The following is a 16,111-nucleotide window of genomic DNA, read 5'->3' as shown; positions in this document are numbered from 1 at the left end:
AGCTTCCTCCCATTGAAAAAGACGGGCGCTTCTGCACCCGCCGCGTCATCAACCTGGATACCAGACGACTCGAGGCTCCTCCTTCGAACGCTGGTAGTCCCAAGCCGAATTGATCAGCTTCTCCAGATCGTAGACCGGTTCCCAGTCCAAGAGATATCTGGCCTTGCTATTGTCCATCCAGTTCGAGTGAAACTGGCTTGATATGTCGACCGAGCCGAGCCCGCGCGTGCGGGCCAGGTGTGCTGCGACCTCGCCGTAATCGACGGGTCGATCCATCGAGATGTTGAAAAGCTCGCCCTTGGCGCGCGGATTGTCGATTGCCGCAAGGATCGCCGCGACGAGATCATCGACATGCACGAAATTGCGCTTCAGCGGCCGGCCGTCGGCATCGCGTAGCAGCGGCACCGTGCCATCATGCGCGTAACGTTCGGCATCGGCCGGCGGCACCAGCGTCTTCCAGTCCGGCCCGCCGAAGACATCGTCGCCGAAGGACAGCGTGAACCTGAAATCGTCCTTCTCCATGATCCACGGCGCCCGCAGGCAGCAGCTGTTGATGCCGTACTGGATGGTGAACTGCTCGAGCATCACCTCTTCCAGCACCTTGGAGAGCGCATAACATCCGGGATAGGCGCGATGCGGCGTCTGTTCGGTCACCGGTCCGTCATGGCGATAGAAGAAATGCCCGATGCCGGCATCGCCGCCGATTAGGATGAACTGCTTTGCCGTGGGGCTGGTGCGGAACGCCTCGAGCAGCCAGAACAGGCCCTTGACAGTGATATCCATGACATCGGCAGGGATTTCCTTACAGGTGGCGAGGTGCACGACATGGGTGACACCGTCCATCGCCGCCGCGACGACTTCGCTGTCGGCGATCGAGCCCTTCACGACACTGATGCGGTCGGTCTCCGCAAGCACGCGATTATGGCAAAGCGCGCGAACGCGTGCTTTGGAAAATCGTGGCTCGTCAAGCAGCCCAGTAATGAAGCGCCGCCCGACCTTGCCGGTAGCCCCGGTGACAAGGATCAGCATACCTCTCTCCCCAGTAACAGCTAATATGCACGCGTTTCCGGCGTCAATCTGTATTTGTCGTACAAAATAGATTTTTGTGATGAGGGGCTATTTTAGCCGACATTTGATTGACGATTCCTGGCGCTTTTGCATTAATGAACGCAATCGCTTTTCCGGGAGGAGATCGGCCGAGCGAGATCGCAGGCGTCTGACTGGCAACCGGCAACCGGCGGCGAAGGCAGGCCTGCAGGTTCCGGGGAGGGTAGTCGGCTGGTCGCGGTTCTCGAACTCACCAATATCTCAAAACATTTCGGCGCCATCCAGGCGGTCAACGACGTGTCCTTCGCGCTTGAAGCCGGCCAGGTTGTCGGCCTGATGGGCGATAACGGCGCCGGCAAAAGCACGCTGGTCAAGATGATCGCCGGCAATTTCCGGCCGAGCGAGGGCACGATGCGTCTGGAGGGGCGGGACATCGTCCTGCACCGCCCGGTCGAGGCGCGCCAGCACGGCATTGAGATCGTCCATCAGGATCTGGCGCTTTGCAACAATCTGACGGCGGCCGCCAACGTCTTCCTCGGGCGGGAACTCCGCCGCGGCATCGGCCCGTTTCGCGTCCTCGATTACAAGACGATGTACCGGCGCGCCGGCGAGATCTTCAAGGAGTTGAAATCGGAAACGCGCCCCCGCGATCTGGTCAAGCAGATGTCGGGCGGCCAGCGGCAGGCGGTGGCGATCGGGCGCACCATGCTGTCGGAAGCAAAGATCGTGCTGATGGACGAGCCGACTGCGGCGATCTCCGTCCGCCAGGTGGCCGAGGTGCTCAATCTGATCCGCGAGCTGCGGGACCGCGGCATCGCGGTCGTGCTGATCAGCCATCGCATGCCCGATGTTTTCACCGTCGCCGACCGGGTGATCGTCATGCGCCGCGGCCGGAAAGTCGCCGACAAGGCGATTGCCGCGAGTTCGCCTGAGGAAGTGACGGGTCTGATAACAGGCGCCATCGAACAGGTTTGAGCCGCGCCGCTTATCCCGCGGGAGAAATACCGCCGACGGGAATGTCTATCTGGAGTGAGAGGTCGAAATGGCAGTGACACTGGACCAGACAATTGCACAGAAGCAGCGAAGCCGGCTTGCGGAGTTCGTCGGCGGCCAGACATTCTGGGTGCTGATCGCCGTGCTTCTGGCCTGCCTTTTCCTGTCCTTCGCCACCGATTCCTTTGCGACGGCGAAGAACCTCTACAACATCACCCGCAACGTCACCTTCGTCGCCATCATCGCGCTCGGTATGACGCTTGTCATCATCACCGGCGGCATTGACCTGTCGGTGGGATCGGTGCTCTGCCTCTGCAGCATGGTGCTGGCGGTGACCATGAACGCCGGTTACTCCATTGAGATCGGCATAACGGCGGCGATCGTCACGGCGCTGGTGATCGGCGCCTTCAACGGCGTGCTGATCGCCTATCTCAATTTCCCGCCCTTCGTGGTGACGCTCGGCATGCTGTCGATTGCGCGGAGCCTAGCGATGGTCGCCTCGAACAACACCGTCGTCTTCCAGTTCGGCCCCGATCACGACAAGCTCCTGGCACTCGGCGGCGGCGCCTGGTTCTTCGGCATCGCCAATCCGGTGCTCTACATGGTCATTCTGGCGCTGCTCACCGGCTTCGTGCTGCGCTGGACGCGGTTCGGCCGCTATATTTTCGCGATCGGCGGCAACGAGCATGCCGCGACCCTGACCGGCGTTCCCGTGCGCCGTATCAAAGTCGCCGTCTATATGATCTCGGCGCTCTCGGCCGGCATTGCCGGCATCGTCCAGACCGGCTGGCTCGGCGCCGTCACCACCAATATCGGCGCCGGTATGGAGCTTCAGGTGATCGCCGCCGCCGTCATCGGCGGCGCCAACCTCGCCGGCGGCGTCGGCACGGCCTTCGGCGCCCTGGTCGGGGCGGCGCTGATCGAAGTGATCCGCAACAGCCTCGGCCTGCTCGGCATCAATGCGTTCTGGCAGGGGACGTTTATCGGCGGAGCGATCGTGCTGGCGGTGCTGTTCGATCGGATCCGGAATTTGCGGCAGAGCGAGTAGACGAAGACGCCTCGATCCGACGCCGCAAAATAGCAGCGAACTGGCCGTCGGTGAGGGGCCAGCCCGAACAGATTGATGAACCCTTAGCCTCGCAAATCGCGCAACACTGTGCAGCGATCTTGCGACGCGACTCTTGAGCGCGAGGGCGGTCCGAAAGATCGCGGTGCTGCGGCCTAGTTGCCGGTGGGCCATCGATGCGTTGTCAGGCGCCTCCCACAAATTCCACCCGTCAACCTCGCCGAAGACGTACCAGAACCCATGGAGTTTGCCGTTTAGTTGCGAGGATCTGTGCAGGCGATCCATTAACCTTCCCCGGGCGGTTTGAGGTGCCGGAACTGCCATAGCAGCAGCAGGTCATAGGTGATTTTCAGTGTGGCACAGATGAGGAGTGGCCAAGCCCGATAGGATGCAGCGAAGAGAGCACCTGCGAGTGCTGGGCTGGCCGCCGCGGCGAGGCTTCGCGGCACCGACGTGAAGCTTGCGGCTGCGGCACGCTCCGCCTCGGTGACAACGGCCATCACATAGGAAGAGCGGGTCGGCACGTCCATCTGCGAGAGCGCGGCTCGAATGAGCAGCAATATGACCGTTAGGGGCAAGGTGGGTGCGAATGCGGCGAGGCCAAGGGCAATGCTGGACGGAACGTGGGTGAACACCATGGTATTGATGAGCCCCACCCGCTTCGATAGCCAAGCGGCGACAGGAAATGAGAACGCCGACAGCAGACCCGTCCAGAAGAAAAACACTCCGGCTTCGGATAGTGAAAGATCGAAACGTTCGAACAGCCACAGGGCGAGCAGGGACTGAACCACGAAACCTCCAGCAAAGGCGTCGAGACTAAAGAGCGCGGCGAGCTTCAGGACGATGGCGCGTGAAGGTCCGAGTGCCGCCGGTATGTCGGTTTCGTGACGCACCGGACGCGGCGGTATGCGTGCATAACAAAGGCTGCCGAGAATGCCGACCAGCGCATAGACAATGAACATCAGCTTGATCGAAGTCAGTTGCGCCATCCCCAGCCGCGTCATCACATCGGGCAGCGCTGCGGCGAGGCCGCCGCCGGCGCTCGCGAGGGCCCCGACGAGGCTGTAGCGAGCGAACATCATCGTGCGATCGGCGCTGGTTGCTTCGCGGGCAACGACCGCGTGCTCAAGGGGCACGAAGATGCTCACACTGCCGGCCGAAGGATTGATCGTGCCGGCAAAGGCGACCACCAGCAGCAACCCATAGTCGGTGATCATGGGTACAGCGATACCAGTGGCGACCATCAAGCCAGCGGCGGCCAGAAGCAGGCGGCGGAGATCATGATGCGCGCCAAGAAATCCGATGATGATGGTTAGGAGCGCAGAGCCGAACAGGGATGCGGTGGCAACGACGCCGACCTGCAGCGGCGAAAAGCCGAGAGCCAGCAGATAGACCGGCAACAGGATGGCGACGAACCCGTCGCCGAAGTCGCGCAAAGAACGGGCTGCGAAAAGCCATGTCATCGGCTGAATGCTTCGCACCTCTTTCATCGGCCTCGATCTCATCTTGCTTTTGAGAAACCGGCTCGGCGCCGGCAAACACTGTTACTCTCCTGATCTGGCGCTTGGTTTTCCGACACCTGCTTCGATCGAGCTCGGCGCTAGCCCATCCCCGGCATCGCGGCGATCGGCAGCGCTGCTGACGGCATCAATCTTTTACCGGCTCGCCGAGCGTGTGCATCAAGCGGTTCGCCCAGCCGAAGATGGCAGACGACAGGACGAGGTCCAGGGCTTCAAGCTCGGAGAGGCCGATGTCGGCGATAGCCTGCGCGTCCGCCTCCGCCGCTTCGGGCGGCGTCGCGGAGAGACGGGCGGCGAAGTCGAAGATGGCCTGGAGGTGCTCGTCAAGCTCGGCATCGAGCCCGTCGGCGAAGATGGAGTCAATCACATCCGTCCGCTTGGTGTGGCTGATGAAGCGGGACGAATGGACGGCGGCGCAATAGACGCAGCGGTTGACGATGGAGGCGGCGGTGGCGCCCAGCTCGCGTTCACCCGGAGACAGCCCGTCCTTGCCGTACATGATCAGATTGAACAGCGGCGAGCGGACGGCGAGCGATTCCGGATCGTGAGCGAGCGTCAGCACATAGGGCGAGATGCCCTTGTTGGACGGCGTCACCTGCATCGCCGCGCGCTGCTCCTCGGTCGCGGTCGCGAGATCGACGGGCACGACATAGGGCTGCCAGCGGGGAACCGTTGTGGTGAAGCTGTGGATGACTTCGCTCATTGTCTTGCTCCGATCAGCGCCAGCCCTGCGATGACGCGCACCTGATAGTTCACGAAGGCCGCCAGTTCCGAGAGCCGGACGATGTCGGCGTCGCTGACGCCGACGCTGCGCAGTGCCTCGATGTGAGCACGCGTCGCCTCGCGCGGCGCGACGGTCAGGCGGTCCGCATGGCGGACGATCTCTGCGATGCGCTCGTCGGTTACGCTCGTACCCAGCCTGGCGAGCGGCGCTGTCGATGCCTCGGCGGCATCTTTAACGAGCTCATCGTAGTGCTTCGCCAGTTTTTCGTCGTGGTTGTGACGGGCCATACGGGCGGCAAGCGCCGCCCTGAGGCCATGCGACAGGCCGCCGGCGTCCCGCGGAAGAAGGACTGCGTCGTGGGCGGCTTCGCTGAGGCGCAGGATCTCCGCGCGCTTTTCCATGGCCTCGCCCAGGGCCGAGCCGGGTCTGACGGCGGCAAGAGTTTCGATGAGCGTCAAGGCAAGCTCCTTTGCTTCTCGCGGGAGAGCATTAGATAGGTCTGAAGTTCATTATGTCAAAATAGCATGAAGGCTTGCAATCAATGCGAAATAATTATCTATTGTCCACTCAAATTATAGAAACGTCATGCTTCCAAAGCATGGATGGCGGTGGTTCATGTTGAATATGAATAAAAACCCGATCGACATCCGGCAACTCGAAGCTTTTGCGGCGGTAATGTCGGCCGGCAGCGTCACCGGCGCAGCCCGGCTGCTCGGCCGCTCGCAGCCGGCAGTGACGCGGCAGATCCAGGACCTGGAAGCCGATCTGGGCTACGCGCTCCTTCACAGAAGCGGTCCGCGCATCCAGCCGACGTCGCGCGGTCTGCGCTTCCATGCCGAGGTCGAACGTCATCTCGCCAGCCTGACCCACATCCGCGAACGGGCCGAAGCGATCGGTCTCGACGAGCCCGCGACCTTGACCATCGCGGCGACGCCGTCTCTTGCCGCGGGAATCCTGCCGCAGGCTTTGGCCGCCGTCTCACCCGACCTGATCCCGCGTCATCTCCACATTCAGGCGCTCGCCGCCGAAAACGTCGTGCAGGCGGTTCTCGCCCGCTCGGCCGATCTTGGAATATCGAGCCTGCCGCTCGAACATCCCGGTCTCGACATCCACTGGATCGCGGAAGCACCGTGCGTGATCGCAATCGGCGCCGAAGATCCTCTCGCTGCGAACGACGTCGTTCGCCTGGCCGATCTTGCCGAGCGTCGCATTATCACGCTTGCAAACCCGTATCGGCTTCGTCATCGCGTCGACGAGGCGTTGGAACGGGCAGGGGTGGCCCCCGATCGCATCATCGACGTCAACGCCTCGCTGACTGCGCTCTCGTTAGTGCGCGCAGGCCTTGGCATTGCCATCGTCGAGCCCGCGACCGTCTGCGGCGTGCCTCTGGATGGCATCGTCATGCGCGTGCTCGACCAGGCCATTCCGTTCCTGTTCGGTGCGATCTCCGCGACGGCGTTGCCGCTCGCACCGACGGTCGCCGCCGCAATCGATGCCGCGCGGCTCGAAGCGTTGAAGATGCCGGGCTGCCGCCTGCTGGAGGCAAATGGCATCGAAACCTTGGCGGACACCGTCTACGGGCAGGCTGCGATCTCCGAAGGAGCGCCCGCATGAGCGACCTCTCCAGAAATCCTCACAATCTTGATGCCCTCGAAGCGCGTCTTCGTCAGGACCTTTCCTGGCTGGAGCTGCCCGCCAAGGCGTGGGTTCCCGCCCGCGAAATTGATGGCCAGCCCGTCATCGATGTCGTCATCATCGGCGGCGGCATGGCAGGCCTCGTCGCTTCCGGAATGCTGAAGCGCCTTGGCGTCGCCAACCATGTCGTCCTCGACAAGGCACCCGCCGGGCAGGAAGGGCCGTGGGTCACTTTCGCCCGGATGCGCACCCTTCGATCTCCGAAACAGCTTACAGGCCCCGCCATGGGTCTGCCGGCGCTAACCTTCCGCGCTTACTATGAAGCGCGCTTCGGCAGCGCAGCGTGGGTGGCGCTCGACCGGGCGCCGCGCGAGACGTGGATGGACTACCTGGTCTGGTATCGGAAGGTGCTCGAGCTGCCGGTGCGCAACGGCGTCTCGGTCGATGCGATCCTGCCGCGCGACGATGGCATGCTCGACCTCGCCTGCAGCGAGAATGGCCGTAGAGAAAAGATCATCGCCCGCCACGTGGTTCTCGCGACCGGCCGCGACGGTCTCGGCGGCCCCTTTGTGCCCGACATTGCCGAAAATATCGATCGCAGGTTCTGGGCGCACACCGCCGATGCGATCGACTTCGCCGCGCTGCGCGGCAAGCGGGTAGGGGTGATCGGTGCGGGGGCGTCGGCGATGGACAATGCCGCGACCGCGCTCGAAGCCGGTGCCGGCCGCCTCGACATGTTCGTCCGCCGGACGGAATTGCCGCGGATCAACAAGTTCACCGGCATCGGCAGCCAGGGCGTCGTCCATGGCTTCGCCGGACTGCCGGACGAATGGAAGTGGCGCTTCCTCAACTATGCGATGGGCCAGCAGACGCCGCCGCCGCGTCCGAGCGTCATGCGCGTCAGCGCCTTCGAACAGGCCCACCTTCATCTCCAAAGCCCGATCACCGGGCTGCGGCAGGACGGCGACAAGCTCGTCGTGACGACGTCGAAGGCCAGCTATTCCATCGATTTTTTGATCTTCGGCACCGGTTTCAAGATCGACCTGACGACCAGGCCGGAACTCGCGGCCTTCGAACCGCACATTCGCCTCTGGCGCGACCGCTTCCCGACGCCGGCCGGAACGGCGAACGCAGAACTCGAGGGATCGCCCGATCTGGGGGATGCATTCGAGTTCCTTGAAAGGGAGCCGGGTTCATGCCCGACTCTCGCAAGCCTCCATTGCTTCAATTTCCCGGCGACGCTCAGCCACGGCAAGCTCACGGGCGACATCCCGGCGATCAGCGAAGGCGCGGATCGCCTTGCCCGTGGCATCGTCCGATCGCTCTTTGTCGAAGACCGGGAGACGCACTTCGAAAATCTCCAGGCCTTCGACACCCCGGAACTGCTCGGCGACGAATGGGCGGACGGCGAAACCGAAACGCTTGCCCAACTCTCCTCCGAAAGGACCTGAGACTGAAATGCTCGAGATCAACAACCTAAAGCTCTCCTACGGAAGCACGCAGATCCTGAACGGCGTCGATCTCTCGGTGAAGCGCGGCGACGTGGTGTCGATCATCGGTCCGAGCGGCACCGGCAAGACGACGCTTCTCAAATGCATCAACCATCTGGTGAAGCCGGCATCGGGAACGATCGCGTTCGACGATATCAGGATGGACTTCGCCCGCCCGGACAAGGCTGCGGTGCAGGCGATCCGGCTGCGCACTGCCATGGTGTTCCAGCAGTTCAACGTCTTCAAGAACATGACGGTCATCCAGAACGTCATGGATCCGCTCGTCGTCGTGCAGGGCAAATCCAGGGACGAAGCCCGCACGATCGCGCTGCGGGAGCTCGAGCGGGTCGGCCTTTCCGACAAGCTCGACAACTACCCGTCACAGCTTTCCGGCGGTCAGCTCCAGCGAACCGGCATCGCCCGAGCGCTGGCGGTCAAGCCCGATGTCATGCTCTTCGACGAGCCGACGTCCTCTCTCGATCCCGAACTCGTGAACGAGGTTCTCAAGGTGATCAAGGACGTGACGTCCTCCGGCATCACCTCGCTTCTCGTCACCCACGAGATGCAGTTTGCCAAGAACATTTCGAACCGCATCGTCTTCATGGACCGCGGCGTCGTCGCCGCCGACGGCAGCCCGACAGAAATCTTCGATACGCCTTCCAACCCACGCCTTGCCCAGTTCCTCAATTCCGAGCGTGCAATCCAATAGAGAAAGGATTCCAGAAATGACTTCTTCGAGTTCACTTTCCCGCCGCAGCTTCGGCCTCGCCGTTGCCGGCGTTTCCATCGCTCTCGCAACCGCCGGCGCAGCCTTTGCCGAGGACGCTGTCCGGACGATCAAGATCGCCACCGCGGCGGAATCGAAGCCGCTATCCTGGGGCGCCATCGGCGTCGAGCCGCAGGGCTACGAGCCCGACGTCCTGAAGGCGATCAACGCCAAGCTGCCCCAATACAAGTTCGTGATGGAAGGCGCTGCCGACATCGCCCAGGAGACGGGTCTGGCGACCGGCAAATACGACATTGCGACCGGCGGCTACTATCGCGCGCCAGCCCGCGAGAAGCAGTTCCTCATTCCGGAAGCGCCGATCGGCGCCAGCCTGATCAAGATCTACAGCCGCACCGACAGCGGCATCAAGGAGATGAAGGACCTCGTCGGCAAGAAGATCGTGCCGGTGACGGCGGGCGGCGGCATCTACAAGTTCGCCACGGCGTGGCAGGAAAAGAACTCCGACTATAAGATTGAGGTAACGGCTTCGAGCGCAGGAATTCCGTACCCGGACCGGCTGAAGGAGGTCGAGAACGGCAAGTACGACGCGCTTGTGCTGCCGTCGAACCTCGGCGAGCAGACCGTGATCGACCAGCAGAAGCTGAAGGTCCAGGCGAGCGAGCCTGTGGCGATCAACGAGACTTTCGTCCTGATCCACCGCTCCGAGGAGAACAAGGCGCTCGCCGACGGTATCGACAAGGCTCTGAAGGAACTCAAGGCCGATGGCACGCTCGCCAAGCTCTCGCAGAAATGGTTCGGCGAGGACATCACCGCATACATGAAGTGACGCCGGGCTGCGATACCGGCGATCAGGCCAAAGACTGAAAGAAGGAGCGTTCCAAAGTGGACCTGTCCATCATGATTCCCGAGCTGCTTTCGGCCCTGCCGCTGACGCTTGCGATCACCTTCACGGCCATGGTCGCCGGCTTCGTGCTGGCCCTGATCGCAACGACGTTCCGGGTGCGCAGGATACCGGTGATCAGCCATCTGGCCGATCTCTACGTATCATACGCCCGGAGCGTGCCCGTCGTGCTACAGTTGTTCGTCGCCTTCTACGGGCTTCCGGTGTTCGTGGACATTTTCGGCGTCGAGGATTTCGTGTCGCCGACGGTCGCCGCGATGCTCGGCCTCAGCCTCTATCACGGCGGCTATCTCTCCGAAGTCCTAAGGCCGGCCTATCTCGCAGTCGAGCGTGGCCAGCACGACGCCGCCGACAGTCTCGGATATTCCTTCCGGCAGAAGCTCCTGCGCGTCTTGGCCCCGCAGGCCGTGCATATCGCGCTGCCGGGCTACGGAAACGCGATCATCTATCTGATCCATAACGTCGCCCTGGTCATGTATATCGGTGCCGCCGACGTGATGGCGACCGCCCATCTCGTCATGGAGCGCGACTACAACCAGTATCAGTTCGAAACCTATCTGGTACTGGCTGTGCTCTATTCGGTGCTGTGCCTGGCCGCATGGCTGATCGTCCGCTACTTCGAGCTCCGTTCGGCGAAGTTCGCTCCGAGGGCTGCGCCGGCTCGGGCGACGCTGATCGCAAGCGTCTGAGCGAAGGAGAGCGCATAATGTTCGATATCGACGTTCTTCTCCCCGATCTCCGGGAAATCCTTGGCGCGGTGCCGCTGACCCTTGCAATGGCGCTTGCCGTCTTTGTGCTCTCGACGATCATCGGTAGCCTGTTCGCCATGGTCGAATACCGCCGCGTTCCCGTGCTTCGGCAGCTCGTCGTCGCCTACAAGGTCGCCTTCAAGGGCGTCCCGATGGTCGTCGTCATCTTCCTCGCCTATTATGGGCTTCCATCGACCCTGCAGTTCCTGACGTCACTCGTCGGCGTCGACTATAACGGTCATTCGACCCCGAACTGGGTCACGCTCATCGTGGCGCTCACCGCCTGTGGCGCCGCATTCCAGGCCGAAGTGGTCAAGGGCGCCCTGAATTCCTTCGACACCGGCCAGGCGGATGCCGCCTATTCGCTCGGCTACAAGAAGAGCCAGCTCTTCCGCCGGGTCATGCTGCCGCAGGTGATCGTCGCGGCGATCCCGGATCTGGCGAACTCGTTCATGGTGATCATGAAGGCGCTGTCGCTCGGCTTCGCCGTCGAAGTGGTCGATATCTTCGCGCAGTCGCAACTGACCGCCGCGCTGAACTTCTACTACCTCGAGGCTTTCCTCGTCGCCGTCGTGATCTACATGGCGATCGCCTATGCCGTCACCCGGATCGCCGATAGAACCGAGCGGGCGCTTCGTGTGCGGACCTGAGGCCGGCCCGCGAACCGGCGTGCGACGGCCAGCCAGTCACACCTCGTTCTCAAGGAAGCAGTGCTCCAATTTTCCGCGCTCGATCTTCGCCCATCATTTTTCGCAGAGCCGTCGGCCGCCGGAATATGGCTGATAGGTGCAGTCCGATGGTCGGAAGGACCGGTAGCTTCGCGCGCAGGCGGTGATGTTGCACGACAGCGGCGCGCTTTGGCCGTCGGTCACGGCCTCTGTCGATCGCACTCCGATCGTCGGTTCGGCCATCGCCGCGCGCATGAAGTCCCGCCAGATATGCGCTGGCAAGGCGCCGCCCGTCACCCCTTGCATTGGCGCGTCATCGTCATTGCCGACCCAGACGCCGACGACGAGCGTTTCGGTGAAGCCGACGAACCAGGCATCGCGATTGTTCTGGCTGGTGCCGGTCTTGCCGGCCGCAAACGTGCCGGGGTCGGCTCCACGCCCGGTGCCGCGCTCGACCACCAACTGCAGCAGACCGAGGAGATCGGACTGGTAGGGTGAAAGATCGACATTCGGCTTTGCTTGTTGGCCCACCCGAAACGTCTTCGGCTGTCCTGCCGCCTGAAAGTCGATGATGCCCCAGGGTGTGACGGGCGCTCTGCCGAGTTGGACGGACGCATAGGCGCTGGTGAGGTTAAGCAGATTGACTTCGGATGTGCCGAGCGCCAGGGACGGGGTATTGGCAAGTGGCGCATCGATGCCGAGCTCACGCGCTGCGGCAATCACATTGTCCAGCCCGACTTCTTGGGCAAGCGACACCGAGGCGGCATTGAGCGACCGCGCGAAAGCCTCGGCAAGTGTCACCCAGCCGCGATAGTTGCCGCCGGAATTTTCCGGCGACCAGCCGTCGATGTCGATGGGTGCGTCCAGAACCTGGTCGGACAAAGTGAGCCCGGCCTTCAAGGCTGCGTAATAGACGAACAGCTTGAAGGTGGAACCCGGCTGGCGCATCGCAGTAACGGCGCGGTTGAACTGGCTGGCCTTGTAGTCGCGCCCGCCAACCATGGCAACGACCGCGCCGTCCGGCGTCATCGCCACCAGCGCGGCCTGCGATGCTCCGACTGTCTGTCCCTCCCCGTCCAGGCTTCTTTTCACGACCCTTTCGGCGGTCTGCTGCAGCCGCGGCACCAGCGTCGTGCGCACTGTCGTTGAACCCGGCGAGGAGCCGGCGATTTCGCTCGCCTGCGGCGAGATCCAGTCGGCAAACCAGCTTCCCGAGCGCGGCGTCGGCGTCGTTGGATTCAGCTTGGCAAAGCTCGCCTTGGCCTCCACCGCCGCTGGCGCGGTAATCTTGCCATTCGCAGCCATCGCGTCGAGAACGACGATGGTGCGCTGCCGGGCGCCTTCGAAATTGTCGATCGGATTCCATTGGCTCGGCGCCCGCAGCAATCCCGCCAGCATCGCCGATTCCGGCAGGTTGAGGTCGCCGATATCCTTGTTGAAATAGATCCGCGCGGCGGCAGGCATGCCGGTAGCGCCCGCTCCAAGGTAGACGCTGTTGAGATAGCGTGTCAGGATTTCCCGCTTGCCGAGCTTCCACTCCAGCCAAACGGCGATGACAACCTCCTGTATTTTCCGTTTTATGGTTCGATCGCTGTCGAGATATTGCAGCTTGATGAGTTGCTGGGTAATCGTGCTGCCGCCCTCTACCACCGAGCCGGCTTTCAGGTTCCGCAGCAGCGCCCTGCCGATCCCCCGGGGATCGATACCGAAGTGATCCATGAAGCGGCGATCTTCAATGGAAAGAACGGCATCGATCAGATCGGGCGGAAACTGGTCGTATTGAGCATAGGGGCCTTGATATGGTCCCTGCCTTACCAACGGTGCGCCGTCTGCAGTCTCCAGCACCACGACGGGCTTCAACGTTCCGTCGCGGATCTCGCTCCACGGCACATCCTTCAGCGCCCACACCAGAACGCTTGCGACGAGGAGGCAGACGACAAAGACCAGCCCCATCGTCAATTTCCACCAGCGGCCAGCAAACGGAGCGCGTCGGCCGGAGTGACGCCACTTGGTGCGCAGGCTGCGAATACCGCGCCCGGTTTTGATCAGTGCGGCCGTCGCAGCTGATGGCTTTTCCAGCCGGGTCAATCCTCCCAGATTCGAAGCGACCGTCTTGCTCTTTCGCAAGGCGGAACTTGCCTTCAAATCCTGGCGCAGCGCATGAAACAGTTTTCGCACAGCCTGTCGACTTTGGCCGAACGATCCGTCGGGCTGTTGCCGGTCGCCAGCCCGGTTGGATTCTGGCGAATCCGGTGCGTCCACCGGCGCTGCCGAATCCGCTGTCTGATGGCCAGCCTGGCTCGAGTTGCTGACGCTTTCGTTGGAGGATTTGGGAGGATTAGGCATCGGTTACCGCCAAGAGGCTCCTTCCCAACAAGAATTTAGCTTCATAATGGGGCGACGCTGAGTGTTCTACCGCAAAGGGGCGGCCTGAATATATAGGCGCAGTTGCCCGACAGGCGCCAGGACAGACTTGACTACCAAATGTCGGCCAAGGGCGAGACAGCCGGACCATTCAAAGCGGTGCCGTCGACAGCGAAATGTGAGCCATGGCAAGGGCAGTCCCAGCAGCGTTCAAGGGAATTCCAGTGCACGTGGCAGCCTATATGGGTGCAGGATGCCGACCGTTTGTAGAGGGTCCCATCCTCTGTTCGGAAGGCGGCGATCTTGGCGAGGCCCTCTCGGACAATGGCGCCTTCTCCGGGCCGTAGCTTGTCGACGGACTCGCGTTCGCCGGGCGCGACATATTCTGCGAAACTCTTGATCGCCGTCGCATTTTCCATCAGGTAATCGCCGATCGCCCGGGGCGTCTTGCGCGAGGGCTCGTAAAGTTCCCGCCACGGACTGTCGCCATCGAGAACGAGATCGCGGATCAACAGCGAAGCGACCACGCCATGGGTCATACCTTCGCCGGAATCGCCGGTGACGACGAAAACCCGGTCATTGCCGGGATTGCGGCCGATGAAGGCGGCGTAATCGATCGTCTCCATGACCTGGCCCGACCAGCGATGGGTCTCGGCGCCAATATCGGGCACCAGACGCCTGGTCCAGGCGGTCAAAGCGGCGAAGCGCTCTTCGGCATCGTCGATGGCCCCTGTCTTGTGGTCTTCGCCGCCGACGATAAGAAAATCCGTCGCGCCGTCACCGGGTTGCAGGCGCACGTAATGGTAGGGATCTTCCATGTCCCAATAGAGCCCATAGGCGATCGCCCCGCGGTCGATCTCGAAGGCCATCGCATAGGTGCGATAGGGCGCTTGCTTGGTGTGGATGGCGACACGGTCGTTGATCGGCGAATTGGTGGCGACCACGGCCGATTTTCCGGTGACGGTGAAGCCGGAACTCGTCGAGACACGCACACCGCCTTCGGTCTCCTCGACCGCCTCGACCACTGTATCGCAGAAAAGCTTGCCGCCTCGAGCGCGAATGCCCGCAGCCAGCCCACGGAGATATTTGAGCGGATGGAATGTCGCCTGACTGGTGTAACGAAGGGCGGGTGTCGCAGAAAATTCCGCAAATGGCAGGCCCGTGACTCGTTCGACCGCGACGCCGATTTGCAGCGCGGCGTCGAATTCGCGTTTGAGATCGGCTTCCTGTCCTTCGGACGATGGAAACAGAAACCCGTCGACGCGTCTGAAATCACAGGCGATGCCTTCGGTCCCCTGGATCGCCTCGATACGATCGATCGCGGCCGATTGGCTCTCGTAGAATTGCCGCGCCCCGTCCCGCCCGCGAAGGTCGATCAACTTGGAGAAATAGTCGTCGCATATGGATGATAGATGCGCCGTCGTGCGCGCCGTCATACCGCTGCCGATCTGGCCGCGATCGATGACATCAACCTTCTGCCCCGCAAGGGCGAGCTCGTAGGCTACCGACAGGCCGGCAATTCCGGAGCCGATGACAACGGCATCAGCCTCATCGTTCCGCGTGAGTGGTGTCGCGTCGGGCATAACCCTAAGCGCGGCCCACAAGGAGACGGTTCTTTCGTCGCTCACATTCATGGCGGACATCTCCGAACAACTACTAGCTAAATTGGGGAAGGCACACAAAAGTTCCGCTTGGAGCAACGGGACTTTCTTCATGCTACTGCACGCTGCTTACGAGCAGGCAGGATCTCTCACCCAATCGGATAATTGCAATCGCTGGTCCGGGCTATAGTTGAGAGTGGCGACGGGGTCGATCTCCACGAAGTCAGTGAGATCACGCCCGGGCAAGCAGAAATGGCTGGTGTAAAGGAACCTTCGTGGCTGGACCAGCCTCGATTAGTCATCGGATGATGATTAAAGGTGACGCCATGCGCAAAATGCTAGCAGTCGGCGGGGCTGCCGTGATCGCCATGTACCTTCTCGGCGGCATGAGCGCGAGACATGAGATCTTTCCTTGGCCACAACTTTCCGCGCTGAAGAAAATGGTTGGCGGAGAGAAGGCAGCGGCTCCAAGCCGATATAGTTTCGACGACAAGGAACGGCTCATCGGGGATGACTCAAAAACGCTTGTGACCTGCCCGGTTCAAACCGATCGAACGGCTGTCTTGCTCATTCTTGGCCAATCGAACGCGGCCAACTACGGTGGACAGCGACACCGGTCAAATTAC

14 protein-coding genes and 2 pseudogenes are annotated in these 16,111 nt (G+C 62.2%); 9 read left to right on the top strand and 7 right to left on the bottom strand.

Annotated features, from left to right (window positions below; all coding sequences use genetic code 11):
* Positions 1 to 48 precede the first annotated feature (48 nt).
* Positions 49 to 1,029 (bottom strand): NAD-dependent epimerase/dehydratase family protein, encoded by a 981-nt coding sequence (locus ATY29_RS32005; RefSeq protein WP_097533845.1) that lies wholly within the window; start codon positions 1,027 to 1,029, stop codon positions 49 to 51.
* Between the two features lie 315 nt (positions 1,030 to 1,344).
* On the opposite strand from ATY29_RS32005, the gene ATY29_RS32000 reads away from it, so the two are divergent.
* A complete protein-coding gene (locus tag ATY29_RS32000; RefSeq protein WP_244597486.1) occupies positions 1,345 to 2,022 on the top strand; it encodes an ATP-binding cassette domain-containing protein in 678 nt (225 codons plus the stop codon).
* Positions 2,023 to 2,089: 67 nt separating this feature from the next.
* On the top strand, positions 2,090 to 3,088 hold the full coding sequence (locus ATY29_RS31995; protein WP_003565778.1) for an ABC transporter permease: 999 nt from the start codon (positions 2,090 to 2,092) through the stop codon (positions 3,086 to 3,088).
* 186 nt (positions 3,089 to 3,274) lie between these two features.
* On the opposite strand, the pseudogene ATY29_RS31990 reads toward ATY29_RS31995, so the two are convergent.
* The 4 genes and pseudogenes from ATY29_RS31990 to ATY29_RS31975 form a co-directional block, all read right to left on the bottom strand.
* Positions 3,275 to 3,364: pseudogene (locus ATY29_RS31990) on the bottom strand (GYD domain-containing protein); the annotation flags it as partial.
* Positions 3,365 to 3,390: 26 nt separating this feature from the next.
* Positions 3,391 to 4,596, bottom strand: a complete 1,206-nt coding sequence (locus ATY29_RS31985) for an MFS transporter (protein WP_003565777.1) — start codon at positions 4,594 to 4,596, stop codon at positions 3,391 to 3,393.
* Positions 4,597 to 4,753: 157 nt separating this feature from the next.
* Positions 4,754 to 5,329 carry a peroxidase-related enzyme gene (locus tag ATY29_RS31980; protein ID WP_003565776.1) on the bottom strand — a complete coding sequence of 192 codons (576 nt, stop codon included), beginning with the start codon at positions 5,327 to 5,329 and terminating at the stop codon, positions 4,754 to 4,756.
* Positions 5,326 to 5,808: a CMD domain-containing protein gene (locus tag ATY29_RS31975; protein WP_003565775.1), complete on the bottom strand. Its 483-nt coding sequence runs from the start codon at positions 5,806 to 5,808 to the stop codon at positions 5,326 to 5,328. Before ATY29_RS31975 ends, ATY29_RS31980 begins: the two co-directional genes overlap by 4 nt.
* Before the next feature lie 166 nt (positions 5,809 to 5,974).
* Between ATY29_RS31975 and ATY29_RS31970 the strand changes: the two genes are divergently transcribed.
* From ATY29_RS31970 to ATY29_RS31945, 6 genes are read left to right on the top strand one after another with little or no spacing between them, the layout of a single operon-like run.
* Entirely contained in the window at positions 5,975 to 6,964 is a 990-nt protein-coding gene (locus ATY29_RS31970; RefSeq protein WP_037091671.1) for a LysR family transcriptional regulator, read from the top strand.
* Entirely contained in the window at positions 6,961 to 8,436 is a 1,476-nt protein-coding gene (locus tag ATY29_RS31965) for an NAD(P)-binding domain-containing protein (protein ID WP_097533842.1), read from the top strand. The genes ATY29_RS31970 and ATY29_RS31965 overlap by 4 nt, the downstream gene beginning before the upstream one ends.
* 7 nt (positions 8,437 to 8,443) lie before the next feature.
* The gene (locus ATY29_RS31960) at positions 8,444 to 9,184 is read left to right on the top strand and encodes an amino acid ABC transporter ATP-binding protein (protein ID WP_003565772.1); all 741 of its coding nucleotides are present in this window, start codon (positions 8,444 to 8,446) and stop codon (positions 9,182 to 9,184) included.
* Between the two features lie 16 nt (positions 9,185 to 9,200).
* Positions 9,201 to 10,028 (top strand): transporter substrate-binding domain-containing protein, encoded by an 828-nt coding sequence (locus ATY29_RS31955; RefSeq protein ID WP_097533840.1) that lies wholly within the window; start codon positions 9,201 to 9,203, stop codon positions 10,026 to 10,028.
* Between the two features lie 56 nt (positions 10,029 to 10,084).
* Positions 10,085 to 10,792, top strand: coding sequence for an amino acid ABC transporter permease (locus tag ATY29_RS31950; protein ID WP_097533838.1), 708 nt, complete (start codon positions 10,085 to 10,087; stop codon positions 10,790 to 10,792).
* 17 nt (positions 10,793 to 10,809) lie between these two features.
* Positions 10,810 to 11,502: an amino acid ABC transporter permease gene (locus ATY29_RS31945; protein WP_097533836.1), complete on the top strand. Its 693-nt coding sequence runs from the start codon at positions 10,810 to 10,812 to the stop codon at positions 11,500 to 11,502.
* Between the two features lie 93 nt (positions 11,503 to 11,595).
* Here the strand turns inward: ATY29_RS31945 and ATY29_RS31940 are convergent, their stop codons facing one another.
* Both ATY29_RS31940 and ATY29_RS31935 read right to left on the bottom strand, forming a co-directional pair.
* Complete coding sequence (locus ATY29_RS31940) at positions 11,596 to 13,866, bottom strand: PBP1A family penicillin-binding protein (protein WP_097533834.1); 2,271 nt, start codon at positions 13,864 to 13,866, stop codon at positions 11,596 to 11,598.
* A gap of 131 nt (positions 13,867 to 13,997) precedes the next feature.
* Entirely contained in the window at positions 13,998 to 15,518 is a 1,521-nt protein-coding gene (locus ATY29_RS31935) for an FAD-dependent oxidoreductase (protein ID WP_097533829.1), read from the bottom strand.
* Positions 15,519 to 15,811: 293 nt separating this feature from the next.
* Here ATY29_RS31935 and ATY29_RS31930 point away from each other — a divergent pair.
* Positions 15,812 to 16,111: pseudogene (locus ATY29_RS31930) on the top strand (sialate O-acetylesterase); the annotation flags it as partial.

Origin of the sequence: Rhizobium hidalgonense (genome assembly GCF_002914525.1) — a bacterium.
Taxonomy (GTDB): domain Bacteria; phylum Pseudomonadota; class Alphaproteobacteria; order Rhizobiales; family Rhizobiaceae; genus Rhizobium; species Rhizobium hidalgonense.
Note: the sequence above shows the minus strand (reverse complement) of the source record. Positions and strands in the feature narration are given on the sequence as shown.

Excerpts from the sequence above, each read along its gene's own strand:
- ATY29_RS32005 (WP_097533845.1), bottom strand. The coding sequence starts at position 1,029 with ATGCTGATCCTTGTCACCGGGGCTACCGGCAAGGTCGGGCGGCGCTTC.
- ATY29_RS31995 (WP_003565778.1), top strand. The coding sequence starts at position 2,090 with ATGGCAGTGACACTGGACCAGACAATTGCACAGAAGCAGCGAAGCCGG.
- ATY29_RS31985 (WP_003565777.1), bottom strand. The coding sequence starts at position 4,596 with ATGAAAGAGGTGCGAAGCATTCAGCCGATGACATGGCTTTTCGCAGCC.
- ATY29_RS31980 (WP_003565776.1), bottom strand. The coding sequence starts at position 5,329 with ATGAGCGAAGTCATCCACAGCTTCACCACAACGGTTCCCCGCTGGCAG.
- ATY29_RS31970 (WP_037091671.1), top strand. The coding sequence starts at position 5,975 with ATGAATAAAAACCCGATCGACATCCGGCAACTCGAAGCTTTTGCGGCG.
- ATY29_RS31965 (WP_097533842.1), top strand. The coding sequence starts at position 6,961 with ATGAGCGACCTCTCCAGAAATCCTCACAATCTTGATGCCCTCGAAGCG.
- ATY29_RS31960 (WP_003565772.1), top strand. The coding sequence starts at position 8,444 with ATGCTCGAGATCAACAACCTAAAGCTCTCCTACGGAAGCACGCAGATC.
- ATY29_RS31955 (WP_097533840.1), top strand. The coding sequence starts at position 9,201 with ATGACTTCTTCGAGTTCACTTTCCCGCCGCAGCTTCGGCCTCGCCGTT.
- ATY29_RS31945 (WP_097533836.1), top strand. The coding sequence starts at position 10,810 with ATGTTCGATATCGACGTTCTTCTCCCCGATCTCCGGGAAATCCTTGGC.
- ATY29_RS31940 (WP_097533834.1), bottom strand. The coding sequence starts at position 13,866 with ATGCCTAATCCTCCCAAATCCTCCAACGAAAGCGTCAGCAACTCGAGC.
- ATY29_RS31935 (WP_097533829.1), bottom strand. The coding sequence starts at position 15,518 with ATGAATGTGAGCGACGAAAGAACCGTCTCCTTGTGGGCCGCGCTTAGG.